This is a genomic window from Demequina sediminis (genome assembly GCF_030296675.1).
Lineage (GTDB): Bacteria > Actinomycetota > Actinomycetes > Actinomycetales > Demequinaceae > Demequina > Demequina sediminis.
Genome location: NZ_AP027736.1, coordinates 2,350,585 through 2,367,019, shown reverse-complemented (window position 1 = coordinate 2,367,019; position 16,435 = coordinate 2,350,585). Strand labels below are relative to the sequence as shown.

Below are 16,435 nucleotides of genomic sequence, written 5' to 3'. Positions count from 1 at the left end.
GGTCCCGGTCCCATCGAACATTGTCCGCGTGGCAACAGACCCGGCATCCGAACGACTGCGCTGGGGCATCGACCAGGACGCATTCGTGGTCGGCACCTTCGGCCACATCACGGAACCCCGTCTGCTGCAACTGGTACCGATGCTGCGAGCGATCTCGGAAATCCGTCCGATCACGCTGGCGTACGTCGGGAAAGACGTGGCGATGGCGGATCGCCTGCGCCCCGAGGTCCGCGGTCGACTTGTCACATTTGAACGACCTTCGCCCGCTGATGTCTCCCGACTGCTCTCGACATTCGACCTCGCCCTTGCGCCGTTCATCGACGGTGTCAGCGCCCGACGCGGATCGTTCGCAGCGCTGGTTGACCACGGGGTACCTACGGTCACCAACCGGGGTGCGAATACTGACAGATTCCTAGTGGATCTCGCGAAAATGGGTCTATTTGAGTTGTCTACTAATGACTTGCTGGCTGAGACTGCGGCGCGATTGGCGGCAAGCGACCCGCAGCGTGACGCGCTTCGCACGGCGGCCTTGGCGAACCGCGACCTCATGCCGTCGCGGGCGTCTACGGTCGAGGCCGTCGAAGCGTGTCTCCCGCCGGTCCAGGTCGGGGCTGGACCGGCCCTCGACACCTGATTGTGCAGGGTAGGCGTAATGTGTCGCGTGGAGTTGGCACCCTCACCGGAGCAGACCGCAAGAGGTCACCAGATGGTGGGCGCGGGGCGCCCGCGCCCACCCTGCCCGCTATGGTTCTGGACATGGCAGCGGACAGAGGAACGCTAGCGGTCTTCGGCGACTCGATCGCGAATGGCCTCGGGGTCGCCGAAGGCCGGTATGCGGTCACGCTCGCGAACAGATGGGGTCTTGAACTGGAGGATTGGAGCGTAACTGCGGGCATGGTGACCGGAGCGCTGGATCGGCTTCCCGCTAACTCAGCCCCGCAAGTCACCATCATCGCGCATGGGATCACTGAGGCGATCGTGCGACCCTCGGAAGCCTCGTTACGCCTTCTCCCAAAGCGATGGCGTCGCCCGGGTTGGATGGATCCACGGCCGTACTTCTCCACGCGATGGCGTCGACGGGTCCTTGAGAGGATCGAATCGGGCGTGAGATGGCGCGTCAAGAATGTGGCGATCAGAATGGGAGCCACGACCCAGTTTGTCCCCGTCGCGAGTTTCGATAGGGCGCTTCGTGCGACGATCGCAGAACTACACAGGCGCGGCGCGCGGGTCATTGTGCTTGGGGCTCCGGACCTGGACGAACGCTTCTTTCCGGGTTCGCCTCGCGAACTCCAGGAGTACGGGGTAGTGGCCCAAAGCGCGGCATCGGATCTGGGCGCGACATGGGTGCCGCTTGCTGGAGAACTGTCCCGGTGGTCTGACTTCTTCGCGGACCACTTCCACCCGAACCAAGAAGGTCACAACCGCATTGCCAGCACCATTGAGCGCTATTTCCAACTTGGGCCTGGCAATGGATGAGGAGGAGAGCCTCTGGCGTAGGCTTACTTCCCATTGCGCGCCTTCAGCGATCGAGTCCCAAGGCGTCCTCACCATGGTCGCGGGCGGGTCGCGCGGTGCACGAGCACCGCTCGGATAGCATGTGCCCGTGAAAGTCGACCTCCTGACTCTCACAGGTCTAGTGCCCCACGGTGATCGCGGGTAGGCAGTCGAGGATGGCACGGGCGTCGGCGTCGATCTGTGGTTCTGCGGTGAGTTCGTGGGGGCCGACTCCGATCCGCACGGACCGCAGGGGCTGCAGGGTGCGCACGAGCTTCTTGATCGACACCCCGGTCGCCGTGGTGAGGTGCCTCGTGATTGCGAGGGCGGCGAAGACAACGGTCAGGTGTGCCTCGATCGCGTCTCTTTGGCGATGGAACACCGGCCGGGCCTTCAGGTCGGACTTCGTCATCCTGAACGACTGCTCGACCTTCCACAGGTCGTGGTAGGCGCCGATGACGGCGCTGCCAGGCATGATCTCTGGCGGGAGGTTGGTGACGTAGCCCTTGATGCCGGCGAGTTGGCGCGCGCGGTCGATGGTGGCTTGGTCGAGCTCCTTGCGCGCCCCGGACACCTTCAAGAACCGTGCCTTGCGTAGCGGCATAGCGCCGGCGGCGATCTTCTCGGCCTTGGCGATCGGTCAAGTCCCGTGGAGTGGTGTAGCGGGTTCCTTCGTCAGGCGGTGAGTGCGAGGGTTTCGGTCACCTCCTCGATGCCGGTGTTGGGCACGGCGGTGAGGCGGCAGCGGGCGAGGACTTCGAGTCCGAGGTAGCGCTTGGTGGGGTTGACGGCTCTTCACAATTGAGGCTGTAGCGGCCACTCGATGGTGAACGGTCGGGGGTAGGGGTCGAGGTCCTCCAGGATGGAAGTTCCTAAGCTCACCGTCCGGAAGACCTCGACTTGTCTCACGCTACCTTCGGCGCGCCCGATCTCACGACCTTCTGCAACCTCGACGACCTGGGCCTGACGGTCACGGGCCAGCGCATCGACGCCGATCGGGCGGTGCTCGAGTGCCGCGTCGCTGTGATCGACGATGTCTGCCACGGGTGCGGTGATCGTGCTCGCTCGCTGGGTACGCAGTCGCGCTTCCTCGCTCACGAGCCCTTCGGGTGCCGGCCCACGACGCTGCTGGTCCGGGTGCGCCGATACCGGTGCGAGCCGTGTGATCGGTTCTGGCTCGACGACCTGCGCACCGTGGCTGATCCACGGGCGAAGATCTCGCGGGGTGGACTCGCGTGGGCACTACGCGCACTCGTCGTGGACCACCTCAGCGTGTCGCGGATCGCGGCGGGGCTCGGGGTCGCGTGGAACACCGCGAACGACGCGGTCCTGACCGAAGGCCACCGCCAGCTGATCAACGACCCGACCCGCTTCGACGGCATCGCCGTGATCGGAGTCGACGAGCATGTGTGGCGGCACACCCGTTTCGGCGACGAGTACGTCACCGTCATCATCGACCTCACCCCGGTGCGTGACAGGGTCGGCCCGGCCCGCCTGCTCGACATGATCCCTGGCAGGTCCAAGGCCGTGTTCAAAACATGGCTATCGGAACGGTCCAAGGCTTGGGCCGACGGAATCGAAACGATCGCGATGGACGGCTTCGCGGGCTTCAAGACCGCCGCAGCCGAAGAGTTGTTGCGCCCCGGGTTCGGTGGAGGCTCTCAAGCCATGGAGGATGAGAGTCATGTCAGCACCGAGGAAGTACCCCGCCGAGCTGCGTGAGCGGGCCACGAGGATGGCCGTCGAGCTTCGTCAGGACCCGGCGACGAAGATGGGCGCGATCGCGCGTGTGGCCGATCAGCTCGGCATGCACCGGGAGACGTTGCGAGGCTGGGTCCGCCAAGTGGAGATCGACGGCGGCGTCCGGCCGGGCACCACGACCTCCGAGGCGGAGCGCATCGCCAGCCTCGAGCAAGAAGTCCGTGAGCTGCGGCGCGCGAACCACATCTTGAAGACCTCGGCGGCTTTCTTCGCGGCGGAGCTCGACCGCCCCACCAGCAGGTAGTCGCCTACGTCGACGCCCATCGCCACGACGTGGTCGATGGGCGCGAGGTCGGGGTCGAGCCGATCTGCACGGTCCTGTCTGAGGCCGGCGTGCAGATCGCCCCGAGCGGCTACTACGCAGCGAAGATCCGGCCCCCGTCGGCGCGTGCCGTGCGCGACGCGGAGCTGATCGTCGACATCCGCCACGCCCACAAGGCGAACCTCGGCGTGTACGGCGCGCGCAAGATCCATGCCGAGCTCAACCGGGAGGGCATAGCGGTCGCGCGGTGCACGGTCGAACGTCTCATGCGTGCCGACGGGCTTCGAGGGATCACGCGCGAGAAGTCGCGCAAGACCACGTTCGGCGACGGCGCTGAGACCGATCGGCCTGCCGATCTCGTCGAGCGCCAGTTCACGGCTGACGGGCCGAACCAGCTGTGGGTCGCGGACCTGACGTACGTGCGCACCCACGCCGGCTGGACGTACGTCGCGTTCGTCCTGGACGTCTTCAGCAGGATGATCGTGGGCTGGCAAGTGTCGACGTCACTACGTACCGACCTGGCCCTCGACGCTCTTGAGATGGGCCTATGGACGCGCCAGCGGGCCGGTCAGGACGTGTCCGGTTTGATCCATCACAGCGACCGAGGAGTTCAATATCGAGCGATTCGCTACAGCGAGCGCCTGGCGGAAGCTGAGGCTGTCGCATCGGTTGGTAGCAGGGGTGATAGTTACGACAATGCCATGGCCGAGGCGTTGAACTCGCTGTTCAAAGCCGAGTGCATCCGCAACCCCGTGATGCGTCCCAAGGGCGGTTGGAAGTCCGTCACGGACGTCGAGATCGCCACCGCCGAGTACGTCGACTGGTTCAACCACCGACGCCTCCATGGCGAAATCGGGATGGTCTCACCCGTCGAGCTCGAGGCCCTCCACTGGGCCACCGTCCGATCCGACCACTACTCTGAAGCACCCGTCCCCGTCGGGGCCGGTTCCAACTAACCGGGCCTCCACGAAACCCGGGGCGCAACAAGCAGGCGTGCTGGTCCGGTCTTGTCGCGTACCGGGGTGAGGTCGATGATGACGGTGACGTAGTTGTCGCCGCGCCTGGTGTGTCGCCACACGTGCTCGTCGACACCGATGACCGCGACGCCGTGGAAACGGGTCGGGTCGTTGATCAGCTGGCGGTGGCCCTCGCTCAGGACTGCGTCGTTCGCGGTGTTCCACGCGACACCCAGGCCCGCAGCGATGCGGGACACGCTGAGATGGTCCACGACGAGCGCCTTGAGCGCCCACGCGAGCCCGCCCCGGGAGACCTTCGCGCGTGGCTCGGCTGCGGCGCGCAGGTCGTCAGCCCAGTACCGGTTGCACGGCTCGCACTGATAGCGGCGCACCCGCACCAGCAAAGTGGTAGGGCGGCACCCGAACGGCTCATGGGCGAGATAGCGGGACTGCGTGCCCAGCGAGCGAGCACGATCACCGCACTCGTGACAGCAGTCGTCAGGATCGATGACGCGGCACTCGAGCACCGCCCGGCGAGCGTCGATCCGCTGCCCGGTGACGGTCAGGCCGAGCATGTCCAGTCCCGCGAAGGTAGTGAGATCGGGCGCGGCAAAGGTAGCGTGAGACAAGTCGAGGTCTTTCAGATGGCGAGTGTAGGAACTTCCATCCTGGGGGACCTCGACCCCTACCCCCGACCACTCACCCGCGGGACGGCCCTACAGCCTCATTTGTGAAGAGCCAGTTTGTCCTCGACGTAGTCCAGCAGGCGGTCGAACTGGGCGTGCACGGATGCCGCGTCGGGCTGGTCGTACACGGAGTGCAGCATGGACTTCACGGCCGGCCACGCGTGCTTGGGCGTGACCGCCATCAGGTTCGCCGCGTAGTGGGTGCGGCAGCGCTGCCACACCGCTCCGGGCAGGTTCGCCGCGATGGCCTCGACGAGTCCAGCGTGCGCGTCGGACGTGACGAGGCGGACGCCGGCCAGTCCGCGGGCGACGAGGTCGGCGAAGAAGGTGTTCCACGCCGCGCCCGTTTCTGATGTGGCGACCTGGAGTCCGAGGACTTCGCGGTGGCCGTCGCCGTTGACGCCGGTGGCGACCAGGCACACGGCGTTGATGACGCGGCCGCCCTCACGGACCTTCATCGTGAGCGCGTCGGCGGCGACGAACGTGAACGGACCCGACTCCGACAACGGCCGGTGGCGGAATGCGGCGACGTGTTCGTCGAGATCTTGGGCCATGCGTGACACCTGCGACTTCGACAGCCCATCGATCCCGAGGGTCTTCACCAGCTTGTCCATGCGTCGCGTGCTGACGCCCGCGAGGAACAGTTAAGCGATGACGGTGATCAGCGCCGACTCGGCGCGCTTGCGCCGCTCGAGCAGCCACTCGGGGAAATACGTGCCCGACCGGAGCTTGGGCACGGCGACGTCGATCGTGCCGGCCCGAGTGTCGAGGGGCCGGTGGCGGTAGCCGTTGCGCTGCGCCTGCCGGTCAGCCGACGGTTGGCCCCATTCGGCTCCGCAGACGGCGTCCGCGTCGGCGCTGAGCAGCGCGTTGATCATGGTCTGCAACAGGGATCGCATCATGTCCGGCGATGCGTCCGTGAGGAGATTGCCCAGTACGCGGGCAGGGTCGACAATGTGGGGTGCGGTCATCGTGATGTTCCGTTCGAGAGAACTTTGCAAGGGTGAACTCGAAGGTCCTCACGGTGGCCGCTTCCTCATTTACGAGGAGGCTTGCCACCGCCGAGGGCTACACCACTCTAAGGGGCACTACTTGGCGATCATGAGGTTGATGTTGCGGTCGTCCCTCTTGTTGCGCTTGAACGACCACTGGTAGACGATCCGTCGTTCACGAGCGCCGGCCCCGGTGCCCATCACGCGGGTGGATTCGAGGATCTGCCCGTCTTCGAAGTAGTTGCCGTGCCGGTGGAAGTGGTCTTCCAGGTCGTAGGGCGCTTTCGTCAGGCGTGAGCCGACGATGAACGACAGCGCGGCGTCCTCGAGGGCGTTGAGGTTACCGGCGGACAGCATGCCGGCGTCGGCGACGACCACGATGTCGTCGATACCGTGACGTTCCTGGAAAGCCCGCAAGACCGGGACGAGGGTGGTCGTCTCGGCCTTGTTGCCTTCGAACAGGTGCATCTCGAGCGGCACCCCGGCCTGGTCGACGAGCAGCCCGACCTGGACCTGCGGATCGACGCGATGCTCCTTGGACATCCCCACCCGTCGCAGGGTGTCCTCGTCGTCGTTCTCGAAGTGCAAGGTCGTGACGTCGTACATCACGAATGTCGCCGGGCCTGTGCTCTTGAGCGAGTACGCCAGGCAGGCGCGAGCGATCCGGTCACGATAGTCACGATCGCTGGCACGCCGCAGCGCAGTGTGAAGGGTGTTCACGTGGGGCGCGGGTGCGCCGATCTCGTTCAGCACCCGCACTGTGTCGGCCTTCGACGTCGGCTCGACCAGCCGTGCCAGCACGAGCGCGCGGAACGCGTCATCCGCCAGGGCGTCGAACCCAAGCTCCTGGTAGGCGTCAACGAGGACGTTCCACAAGATCTCGCTAGCGCTGGACAGCACCCGGGCTTCGCTTCGCGGTACCGGGGCTGGGTCAAGATCCAGGTCGAGGGTGTCTTGGCCCTCGTGCAGCTCCTGCTGTGCCACGACCATCAGCAACGCAAGCTCGGCCTCGCTGTGGGCCGAGCCGACATGCTTGAGGATCGTTCGCACCCCGCGGCGCTTCTCCACGATCTGCACAGCCGTCGCCCCCGACGAGGTCTTCACGCGACGAATGAACGGGCTCACAGGCCAAGAATATCGCCCCGCTAGTGCCCCAAATCGAGGCATCCCAACTCATTTACCAGGAGCGACGCTCAAGAACCCGAAACACCTGTGAGAGTCAGGTCTGGCGTAGGCTTACTTCCCATTGCGCGCCTTCAGCGATCGAGTCCCAAGGCGTCCTCACCATGGTCGCGGGCGGGTCGCGCGGTGCACGAGCACCGCTCGGATAGCATGTGCCCGTGAAAGTCGACCTTGTGCATGCCACAGGCAACGAGAACGTCCGTCAGGTATTACAGTCCCTCAACGAGCTCCAATTACTAGGCAGGTTCTGGACTACGGTCGGTTTTCACGACGTTCCGCGTATTGCGAAGGCAGTGCCGAGCGTCGAGCGAATCGCGTCGAAGCGCGTGTTCGACGCTCCGAGCGGACGCCTGAAGACTCGCCTCCACATGGAGGTCGCCAGAAACGTAGCTGAACAGAGTGGCATCGAGCCAATCGCCAGGCTTGCGAGGCGAGGCAGCCACCTGGGCATCGACAGAGTTCAGGACGACCTCGACCGGCATGTCGCAACGCAACTCAAGAGGCATCGGCCGTCGTCGGTCTATGGGTACTTGGGGCAGTCGGTGAGGACTCTCGAGGCGGCGAAGCGTCAGGGAATCCAGACGATCCTCGAAATGCAGCACGTAGCGAGCGCGGAGTACCTCGAGCTTGTCGAACGTGAGTACGACGCCGATCCTGAGTGGCGTGCCACGTTGCCCGATCAACGCGTTCTCAGGCGCGACATTGTTGGCCAGACCGCGGAACTCGAACTTGCGGACCTGATCGTCGCGCCAAGCAGGCAGGTGGCACTATCAGCAAGCCGTGCGCACAATCCCGCACCCGTCCATACGATTCCCTACGGTTGTGCAGTTCCCGCCATGGGTGCACGTCACCAGCCCCGGCGGAAGAGTGATCCGCTGAAGTTGCTCTTTGTCGGGCGGGTAGTGTCGCTCAAGGGACTCTCGTACCTTGAACAGGCGCTGCGAGACTTCCCGCGCCGCGACGTTGAACTCACGATTATCGGCGGCGCGGACCTGTCGGTGCCGGGCGTGAGGCGCCTCGTCGAACGCGCCGACTACCGCGGACGGCAGCCCCGTTCCGCCGTCCTGGCAGCGATACGAGAGCACGATGCGTTCGTGATGCCAAGCATTGTCGAAGGACGGTCTCTCGCCGTGCTCGAAGCTGTCTCCCTGGGGTTACCGGTGCTCGTGACGCCTGGCAGCGGAACCGACGACCTTGCGGCGGCTGGCGCCGGCATTGTGGTCCCCAGTCGGTCAGCGTCGGGCTTACGGGACGCCATCGAAGCCATGCATCGCGGTGCAGTCGATCTGGAGGCGCTTTCAGCAGGCGCCGTCGCGGTTGCACGGCAGTCGACTTGGGCGTTGTTCCGCAGCCAGATTGGCAACCTTGTCAGGTCAACCGACGCCCCGTGAGTCGAGCGGGGCGCGTCAGTAATCGATTCACGACGTGGGCGTCGCTGCGCCCACGTCAACGGAGCGCAGCGCGCCCGATAGAGTTGCGAAGTCCTCAAGACCATACGTCTCGCGAGTCCCCGGCCGCCCGTTCGCGGATCGCGGATCAGTCCGAGACTGACAAGCAGGGTCGTGGATAACAATGACTGCCGTGGAGGCTTGCGTGGGAATCGCACTATGCACGTTGTACGAAGGGGACTATCACCACGGCGTGGCTGCGCTGGCAAACTCACTTCACCAGGCGGGGTTTCGGGGAGAGTTTGTCGTCGGCGTCAGAGGAGACATGCCGCGGTGGGCGGGTGAGGGGCACCTTGACGACGCGAGCTCGCGGAGCCTCGACCTAGGTCCCGATCTCCACATCCGTTTTGTGGCTGTCGACACACCCAAGCACCTAACGCTGTTCAAGCCGGAGTTTATGGCGCAGGTACTGAACACCTACGCTACGGACGCCGATGTGGTCACGTACATCGACCCGGACATTGTTGTGAAATGCGCGTGGAGCGACTTCAGCCCCTGGCTCGAGAGCGGCGGCATATGTCTGATCGAGGACGTCAACGGGGCGTTGCCATCGCACGCCCCGATGAGGTCGCTCTGGCGCGGGTACTTCGACGCAGCGGGACTCGTCGAAACGCGCTCTCTGGACACGAACTTTAATGCGGGATTCGTGTCCGTTCCCCGATCCCACGCGTATTTTCTTCAACTCTGGACCGACATGTGTTCGCGAGCGATCGCGAGCCTTGGCGGTACTGCAGGCATCAAGTCTGGGCAGCCCACGTCTCTGTTCTCGACGCCCGACCAGGACGCACTCAACATGGCGCTCATGCTCAGCGACATTCCCATGCGTACAGCACGAAGCGCCGAGATGGACTTCGCACCGGGAGGCCAATGCCTGTCCCACGCCATCGGACCCTTCAAGCCGGGGCACGGACGGTTTGTCGCTCGGGCCCTGAACGGTCGCCCGCCCAGCCTGGCCAGCAAGCACTTCCTCGCGTTCGTCGATGGCCCTCTGCGCAGTCTTTCACAATCGGAAATCCGGCGGCTCAGGACTTCCCAACGACTTGCATCGCTAATCGGGCGATTCTACCGACGGGCCTAGCACAACGTGAAGATAAGCGTCAGCGGTCGGGCTCGCCACTGGGGGGTGCGGCTGTTCGGATTCGGCTCTGCGCAGGGTGGCATCCAGGCTCTCGGCATGTTGGCAGGGCTCCTCGCGGCACGCCTCCTTACGATCGATGCCTACGCACGCTACGCCCTTGCCATCGCGGTCGTGACAGCAGTCACTGTAGTCGGCGACTCCGGGCTCGGCAGCCAGGTGGTGGCGATCGCGGGCCGCTACATGCCCGATACGTCGCGAATCTCAGGGATCTACGGCTTGGCGCGCAGTTACCGGACCTGGATATCGGCAACGTTGTCGGTGGTGAGCGCGCCGATCCTGGTCACCCTACTGCTCAGGAATCAGGCCTCGGTAGCTGAAGCATCGGCAATTGCCGCACTCGTTATCGCGACGGTATTCCTGTCGCTCAACGGCTCACTTGTGCGCTCGGTACTTCAACTGGACTACCAGTTCAGGTCAATCCAGATCTCGGGGCTCGCGGCGGCCATGGTTCGTCTCGCTGGAAGCGCCCTGCTGGTGCCGCTAGCCGTGCTCGGGGCCCTGCTACCCACCTTGGCAAATGCGGTGGCCGCAGGCGTGCAGTGGATCTGGATGCGAAAGACCGTCGTAGAGCGATTCGATCTTGGCTCCGGGTCAATCTCCGCGGACGACAGGACCGAAATGCGGCGGGCACTCCGGCGGCTGCTGCCGCTCAACGTTGTCCTCGTCGCTCAATCCCAGGGAGCAAGTCTCCTCCTGGGCGCACTGGGAGCCACATCGGCGCTCGCCAGCGTCACGGCGATCTCGCGCTATGGATTGCTCTTCGCCTTCGTCTCCACAGTGGCAGTGTCGGTGCTCGCACCAGCGTTGGCGCGAACGAACAGCGGGCACCGCGCGGTGGTTCGGCGATACGCGTTGGTCGTCGGTGCAATATCACTCACAACTATGGCCATGCTGGGGCTGATATGGGCACTGCGGGATCCGCTCCTCGCGCTTCTGGGCACGCAGTATACGGGCCTGTCAAGGGAGTTCCTGATAGTAAGCGTCGGCTCCGCCGTCGCTGCAACAGCGGCCGGGATCTCAGGGATGAACCTCGCTCGAGGCTGGACTGGGGGCTCGTGGATGATGGCGCCGACCACCGCCATATGGTTCGCGTGGGGATTCACCATGCTGGACCTTCACAGCACAACCGGCGCTGCCGTGCTCATGGCGACGTCTGCGCTCCCGAGCCTCGCGACGGCAGTTGCCCAGGCTGCGTTCGGGCTCAAACGACCCACCCGGATAGCTGCGTCGGATCCTCAGTGACGGCCATCACGTCCCCGCCGTAAGCAGCCGCTGGAACGCGGCCTTCCCCTCGCGCCACCACCAGGGATCTCGCATGCGAGTGGCCGGGCTCGATCGCGGGCGGTGCGTCGTTCGCCGGATCCAGTCCCAGGCAATACCCTGGCCGTCATGTCGCCCACGCCGACTCAACCCTCCGTCCTGATCCTCGGGAATCACCCGTCCTCCAGCCACAGCATGCACCGGTTCGCTGACACGCTCGCTCGCGCATACCACAGCCGCGGTTGGACGGTGGTTCGCCGAGCACCGCGTGCACGGGTAAGCCGGCACGTCCGCAATCGTGCCCTCGCAAAGTTCGCGGCCTACGTGGAGAACCTGGTCGTGTTTCCCGTGTCGGTCGCGGTCGCGGTCAGGCGTTCGCAGTCGGTCCACCTTGCTGACCACAGCAATGCATTGTGGTTACTTGTCTTCCCCCGACGCCGGGCCACCATCGTCACGTGTCATGATCTGATTGCGGTCCGCGCGGGCCTGGGCGAAATGCCTGAACATCGGACCCGATGGACGGGACGCGTCTACCAGAGACTGGTGTTGCGTGGACTCGGCAGGGCCGAAGCAATCCACTCGGTGTCACACGCGACGGCAACGGATATCACCCGCCTGGTTGGTGCGGCGGCGACGACCGTGCACCTGCCCGTCGTTGCCCACGATGCGGGCCAACCGGTGCTCGCCGGTCCCTATCTTCTGATTGTTTCGAGCAGCGGGTGGCGCAAGCGACGGGATCGCGCGGTAGAGGTCTGGCGGAGGCTCCGGGACACACCAGCGGGCGCGGGCCTTCGACTCGGTGTCGTGGGTCCAGCCTTGACGGCTCGTGAACTAGGCGAGTCCGCCGACCTGACGGAGTACATCACCACGCTTCGAGACATAGACGACGCAACGCTCTTCGCCACCTACGCCGGGGCCCGAGCTCTGCTGCAGGTATCACGCTACGAGGGCTTTGGGTGGCCGATAGTAGAGGCCAACACCGTGGGCACGCCCGCGATCTGCACCGACGACGAGGTGTTCCGGGAGGTGGCGGGCACCGCGGGCATGTTCATCGCCGAGGATCTCGACCTCGTCGACTGGACAGGGCTCGCTCGCAGGCTTGACGCGCCCGAAACCCGTGAGGCAGCGTTCGCAAACTCGAAGCGGTTCGGTTTCGAGCAGTTCGCGGACGGAATCGTCGCGATTGCCCAGGCGACACACGAAGGCGGGACCCCGCGACAAGTATTTCCGCGAATGCCTCGATGAGACATGCCGACGTGGGAGACAGATTGGACCGGAGTCGCGACCTCAGCCGAGACGGGTGTTTCGGAATCATGAACAGTGCTCATACCGGCGACTGATGTGGAATGATGACCCCTGAAACCCCAACGACGCCCCGAAAGAGGAAGCATTCGTATGCCCACTGAACGCGTACTCGTAACCGGCGGCGCGGGTTTCTTGGGGTCACATCTGGTGGACCGGCTGCTGGACGCGGGGCATGAGGTCCTCTGCGTGGACAACTTCTTCACCGGGGCGCGGGGCAACGTGCGACATATGCTCAACCATCCGCGGTTCGAGCTACTCCGTCATGACGTGACGTTCCCGCTGTACGTGGAGGTGGACCGGATCTACAACCTCGCGTGCCCGGCTTCCCCTATCCACTATCAGCGCGATCCTGTCCAAACCACGAAGACGTCGGTACTGGGCGCAATCAACATGCTTGGGCTTGCCAAGCGCCTCCACATTCCGATCCTGCAGGCCTCGACGTCGGAGGTCTACGGCGATCCCGAGATCCACCCTCAGACCGAGGCATACTGGGGCAAGGTGAACCCGATCGGGCCGCGCTCCTGCTATGACGAGGGTAAGCGGGCGGCTGAGACGCTGTTCTTCGACTATCACCGTCAGAATGGACTCGACGTCAAGGTCATCCGGATCTTCAACACGTACGGTCCGCGGATGGATATGAACGATGGCCGCGTGGTGTCCAACTTCATCGTCCAGGCGCTCAAGGGCGAGCCGATCACCATCTACGGCGATGGCAACCAGACCCGGTCCTTCTGTTACGTTGACGACCTCATCGACGGCATGATCCGGCTCATGGGGACCAAGCCGGGGTTCACCGGTCCGGTCAATGTAGGTAACCCCGTGGAGTTCACCATGAAGGAACTCGCCGAGGCAGTCATCCGGCTCACGGGCTCGGACTCGGCCATCGAGTACCGCCCCCTGCCGCAGGACGACCCGCGCCAACGCAAGCCCGACATCAGCCTCGCGCAGGACCACCTAGGCTGGCAGCCTCACGTGCCGCTCGAAGATGGCCTCAAGCCCACGATCGCGTACTTCCGGGACCTGCTCGACGCGTGAGCGACCACGAGACTGTTCCGGTGATACCCCTGGCCGATGCCCCAGGGGAGGGCGCGGCATGGGATCGCCCCTCTTGGGTGGTCTACCTCTGGGCGATCGCCGAACTGCTGCTGGTGACCAACGCGTGGCAGCCGAGCTCGCGTCTCCGGTGCGCGGCGCTGCGAGCATTCGGAGCGACCATAGGCACCGGCGTGATCTTCCGGCCACGGACCCGCGTGCGATTCCCGTGGAAGCTTGAGATCGGCGACAACAGCTGGATCGGCGAGGGCGTGTGGTTCCACAACCAGGCGCCCATCCGCGTCGGCCACGACGTGGTGATCTCGCAGGAGACGATGCTCACCACGGGCAGCCACGCACATCGTCGCGACATGGCACTGATCACGCGTCCGATCGAGGTGGCGGAAGGAGCATGGATCACCTCTCGCTGCCTGATCCTCGGCGGCTCGGTGATCGGGCGGTCTGCCCTGATCACCCCCATGACAGTCGTGAACGGATACGTTCCGGCAGGCTCGATCTGGTCGTCCGAAGGGCGCACCGGCACACGTTTCACCCAGGACAGTTGAAGGACACACCCATGTCGCACAGCCCCACGACCGACGCCAAGGCCGGCACCGACACGCTCCCGATCTCGATCATCCTCTTCGCGAAGAACGAGGCGGAGACGATCGGCAACACGCTCTCGCACCTGGCCAGCTTCGAGGACGTGATCGTCATCGACTCGCTCAGCGAGGACGGAACCGCGGACATCGCTCGCGCGGCAGGCGCACGGGTCGTCGACTTCGACTGGAACGGCGAGTACCCGAAGAAGAAGCAGTGGAGCTTGCTCAACGGCAACCCGAAGCACCGATGGGTGCTGCTGCTCGACGCAGACGAGTACCCCACGCCCGAGATGCTCGAGGAACTGCGCGAACTCCTCCCCGAGCTCAAGAGCGGCAAGTACGGTGCCTACGAGATGCACCTCCGGTACCGGTGGGAGGGCACGTTCCTCAAGCACGGGCACCGCGTGACCAAGCGGTCGCTCATCGACATGGAGCGCAGCTACTTCCCCGAGGTCGACGACCTCTACGCACCGGGCATCCGGGAGATCGAGCTGCACTTCCAGCCGCAGACCGACGCGCCGATCGGCATGATGCGCACGCGGCTGGTGCATGACGACCGCGACCCCGTCACGACCTGGTTCGCGCGCCACAACCACTACTCCGACTGGGAGGCGCACCTGCGCATGCACCCGGCCGCGCGCCAGGACCTCGCGACCAAGCGCACGGCGAAGGGCCAGTTCTGGGATCGCGTGCCGATGAAACCGCTCGTGTTCTTCACCTACTCGTACATCGCTCGCGCGGGGTTCCTCGACGGTCGCGCCGGATTCGACTATGCCTTCGGCCTCGCCTCCTACTATTGGCAGATCGGCGTGAAGGTCAGGGAGCTCAAGCGCTTGCAGGAAGCGCAGGGCTGATGGCCGCAGAATCGGCGTCGCTTCGAGTTCTCCAACTGATCAATACCCTGGCGCGCGCCGACGGCGGGCCTGCGCGTCACGCACTCGAGGTCAACTCGGCTCTCAACGCCCGACCGGGAATATCCGCGCTCGTCGTGTCGATGACGGGTGCGTCCCGCGACTCGCTTGTCGCCGAGCAGGAGTGGCCAGCGGCACACGCCTCTGAGCGGCGCCCAAACGCCTTTGACTTGTGGCGCCTGATAGGACGTACTGATGTCGTAGTCATCGAAGGCTTCTACCTTGCATGGGTGCCTTTCGCGGCTCTCGCGTGCTTCGCGCGCAGAGTGCCGTACGCGATCGTGCCGCACGGGGTCTTCACGAGGTATCAGCATTCTCAGTCTCGGGCCAAGAAGTCACTGTTCGACGCAATTGCAGGCCGGTGGGTACGCAGCCGTGCCTCCAGATTCCTCGTCGCATCGGCGATTGAGCGCGACGATATGGAGGGCCTCTTTCCCAGGCTGCACTTGTCAGTGGTTGGCATCGGCAGCGGCTCGGTCGCGGAGCCTGCGCTCGGCGGCCGTCATGAACCTATGCGCCTGATCTCGATGTCTCGGATCGCGGCGAAAAAGCGGATCGACATCGCGATCGACGCAGTCGCAATGATGAAGGAGATGGGTATCGATGCCATGCTCACCATCGCGGGCTCTGGCGATCCGGGCCTTGTTCAGGGACTCCAAGAACGAGTTCAAGGTTTGGGCCTGTCGGACCGCATCGTGTTCACAGGGGAACTCGGCGGGCGGGCGAAATCCGAACTCTTTGCCGCGAGTGATGCGCTAGTAGCCCCGAGCGAAGACGAGAACTTCGGGATCGCGATCGCAGAGGCGCTCAGCGCAGGTGTGCCGGTGGTGGCGACGCAATTCGTCGGTGCCGCCCTCGCTGCAGGGGGCGTGCGGTCCGGGTCGTCGACACGGTCTCGGCGCCAACTCTGAGCAAAGCGCTCATCGAACTGCGCAACGACCCAAACTACGGGGCACTGCGCAAAACAGCGGTTCTCACCGCACAGCGAGAGTTCTCTTGGGAGACTGTTGCGGCACGATGGCACGTAGCACTCGGCGCGTTGGCTCACAGTGGGCAAAGGCCGCAGGACAACGGACCCACTCACGGAAGCTAAGCGGGCGAGCCGAAGCCCCACTGCGGCCGCGAAACGAAGTCCTAGCGGCCCTGGCCTGGCCTTGCCGTGGTGCGCGGCGCCACATCAGAATCGACGAACGCGCCCGCGCCAATGCGTGCGCCGTCACCAACGTGCGCGGGTCCCACCACACATGCGCCCGTGTAGATCCAAACATCTGAGCCCACCGTCGGGAAGGCGCCTCCTCGCCCGCCGCCCAGGGTGACATTGGCGAACACGGGACTGCCCCGACTTTGGTTGACATCTGAACTTTGAGGATTCGTTCTCACTGGAAGGATGTCCCTGTGACCAAGCC

12 protein-coding genes and 5 pseudogenes are annotated in these 16,435 nt (G+C 64.8%); 12 read left to right on the top strand and 5 right to left on the bottom strand.

The genetic code is table 11. The annotated features are described in order from the left end of the window. Positions 1-28: 28 nt before the first annotated feature. Positions 29-634, top strand: a complete 606-nt coding sequence (locus tag QUE44_RS12125) for a glycosyltransferase family protein (protein ID WP_286214844.1) — start codon at positions 29-31, stop codon at positions 632-634. A gap of 110 nt (positions 635-744) precedes the next feature. Then, positions 745-1,476 (top strand): SGNH/GDSL hydrolase family protein, encoded by a 732-nt coding sequence (locus QUE44_RS14200; protein WP_350226839.1) that lies wholly within the window; start codon positions 745-747, stop codon positions 1,474-1,476. A 157-nt stretch (positions 1,477-1,633) separates the two neighbouring features. Here the strand turns inward: QUE44_RS14200 and QUE44_RS12120 are convergent. Next, positions 1,634-2,131: pseudogene (locus QUE44_RS12120) on the bottom strand (IS1634 family transposase); the annotation flags it as partial. Positions 2,132-2,394: 263 nt separating this feature from the next. Between QUE44_RS12120 and QUE44_RS12115 the strand changes: the two are divergent. Continuing rightward, positions 2,395-3,129, top strand: a pseudogene (locus tag QUE44_RS12115) (transposase); the annotation flags it as partial. 49 nt (positions 3,130-3,178) lie between these two features. Next, positions 3,179-4,473 (top strand): IS3 family transposase gene (locus QUE44_RS12110; RefSeq protein WP_286214830.1). Its coding sequence is split into 2 segments (ribosomal slippage): positions 3,179-3,458 and positions 3,458-4,473, totalling 1,296 coding nucleotides; the frame shifts between segments, so codons are not numbered across the junction. 29 nt (positions 4,474-4,502) lie between these two features. Here the strand turns inward: QUE44_RS12110 and QUE44_RS12105 are convergent. The 3 pseudogenes from QUE44_RS12105 to QUE44_RS12095 all read right to left on the bottom strand — a co-directional run. Next, a pseudogene (locus QUE44_RS12105) lies at positions 4,503-5,102 on the bottom strand (transposase); the annotation flags it as partial. Between the two features lie 110 nt (positions 5,103-5,212). Further along, positions 5,213-6,130 (bottom strand): annotated as a pseudogene (locus QUE44_RS12100) (IS256 family transposase); the annotation flags it as partial. 120 nt (positions 6,131-6,250) lie between these two features. Continuing rightward, a pseudogene (locus QUE44_RS12095) lies at positions 6,251-7,276 on the bottom strand (IS1634 family transposase); the annotation flags it as partial. A 215-nt stretch (positions 7,277-7,491) separates the two neighbouring features. Between QUE44_RS12095 and QUE44_RS12090 the strand changes: the two are divergent. The 8 genes from QUE44_RS12090 (at position 7,492) to QUE44_RS12055 (ending at position 15,940) form a co-directional block, all read left to right on the top strand. Then, positions 7,492-8,724 carry a glycosyltransferase family 4 protein gene (locus QUE44_RS12090; RefSeq protein ID WP_286214842.1) on the top strand — a complete coding sequence of 411 codons (1,233 nt, stop codon included), beginning with the start codon at positions 7,492-7,494 and terminating at the stop codon, positions 8,722-8,724. 250 nt (positions 8,725-8,974) lie between these two features. Then, complete coding sequence (locus QUE44_RS12085; protein ID WP_286214841.1) at positions 8,975-9,859, top strand: hypothetical protein; 885 nt, start codon at positions 8,975-8,977, stop codon at positions 9,857-9,859. Between the two features lie 96 nt (positions 9,860-9,955). Continuing rightward, a complete protein-coding gene (locus tag QUE44_RS12080) occupies positions 9,956-11,161 on the top strand; it encodes an oligosaccharide flippase family protein (RefSeq protein ID WP_286214839.1) in 1,206 nt (401 codons plus the stop codon). A 342-nt stretch (positions 11,162-11,503) separates the two neighbouring features. Continuing rightward, the gene (locus QUE44_RS12075) at positions 11,504-12,424 is read left to right on the top strand and encodes a glycosyltransferase (RefSeq protein WP_286214838.1); all 921 of its coding nucleotides are present in this window, start codon (positions 11,504-11,506) and stop codon (positions 12,422-12,424) included. A 150-nt stretch (positions 12,425-12,574) separates the two neighbouring features. Further along, on the top strand, positions 12,575-13,519 hold the full coding sequence (locus tag QUE44_RS12070; protein WP_286214837.1) for a UDP-glucuronic acid decarboxylase family protein: 945 nt from the start codon (positions 12,575-12,577) through the stop codon (positions 13,517-13,519). Continuing rightward, entirely contained in the window at positions 13,516-14,082 is a 567-nt protein-coding gene (locus QUE44_RS12065; protein WP_286214836.1) for an LbetaH domain-containing protein, read from the top strand. Before QUE44_RS12070 ends, QUE44_RS12065 begins: the two co-directional genes overlap by 4 nt. A gap of 11 nt (positions 14,083-14,093) precedes the next feature. Further along, positions 14,094-14,972: a glycosyltransferase gene (locus QUE44_RS12060; protein ID WP_286214834.1), complete on the top strand. Its 879-nt coding sequence runs from the start codon at positions 14,094-14,096 to the stop codon at positions 14,970-14,972. Further along, a complete protein-coding gene (locus QUE44_RS12055) occupies positions 14,972-15,940 on the top strand; it encodes a glycosyltransferase (protein ID WP_286214833.1) in 969 nt (322 codons plus the stop codon). Before QUE44_RS12060 ends, QUE44_RS12055 begins: the two co-directional genes overlap by 1 nt. Before the next feature lie 223 nt (positions 15,941-16,163). Here the strand turns inward: QUE44_RS12055 and QUE44_RS14195 are convergent, their stop codons facing one another. After that, entirely contained in the window at positions 16,164-16,307 is a 144-nt protein-coding gene (locus QUE44_RS14195) for a hypothetical protein (protein WP_350226931.1), read from the bottom strand. Between the last annotated feature and the right edge of the window lie 128 nt (positions 16,308-16,435).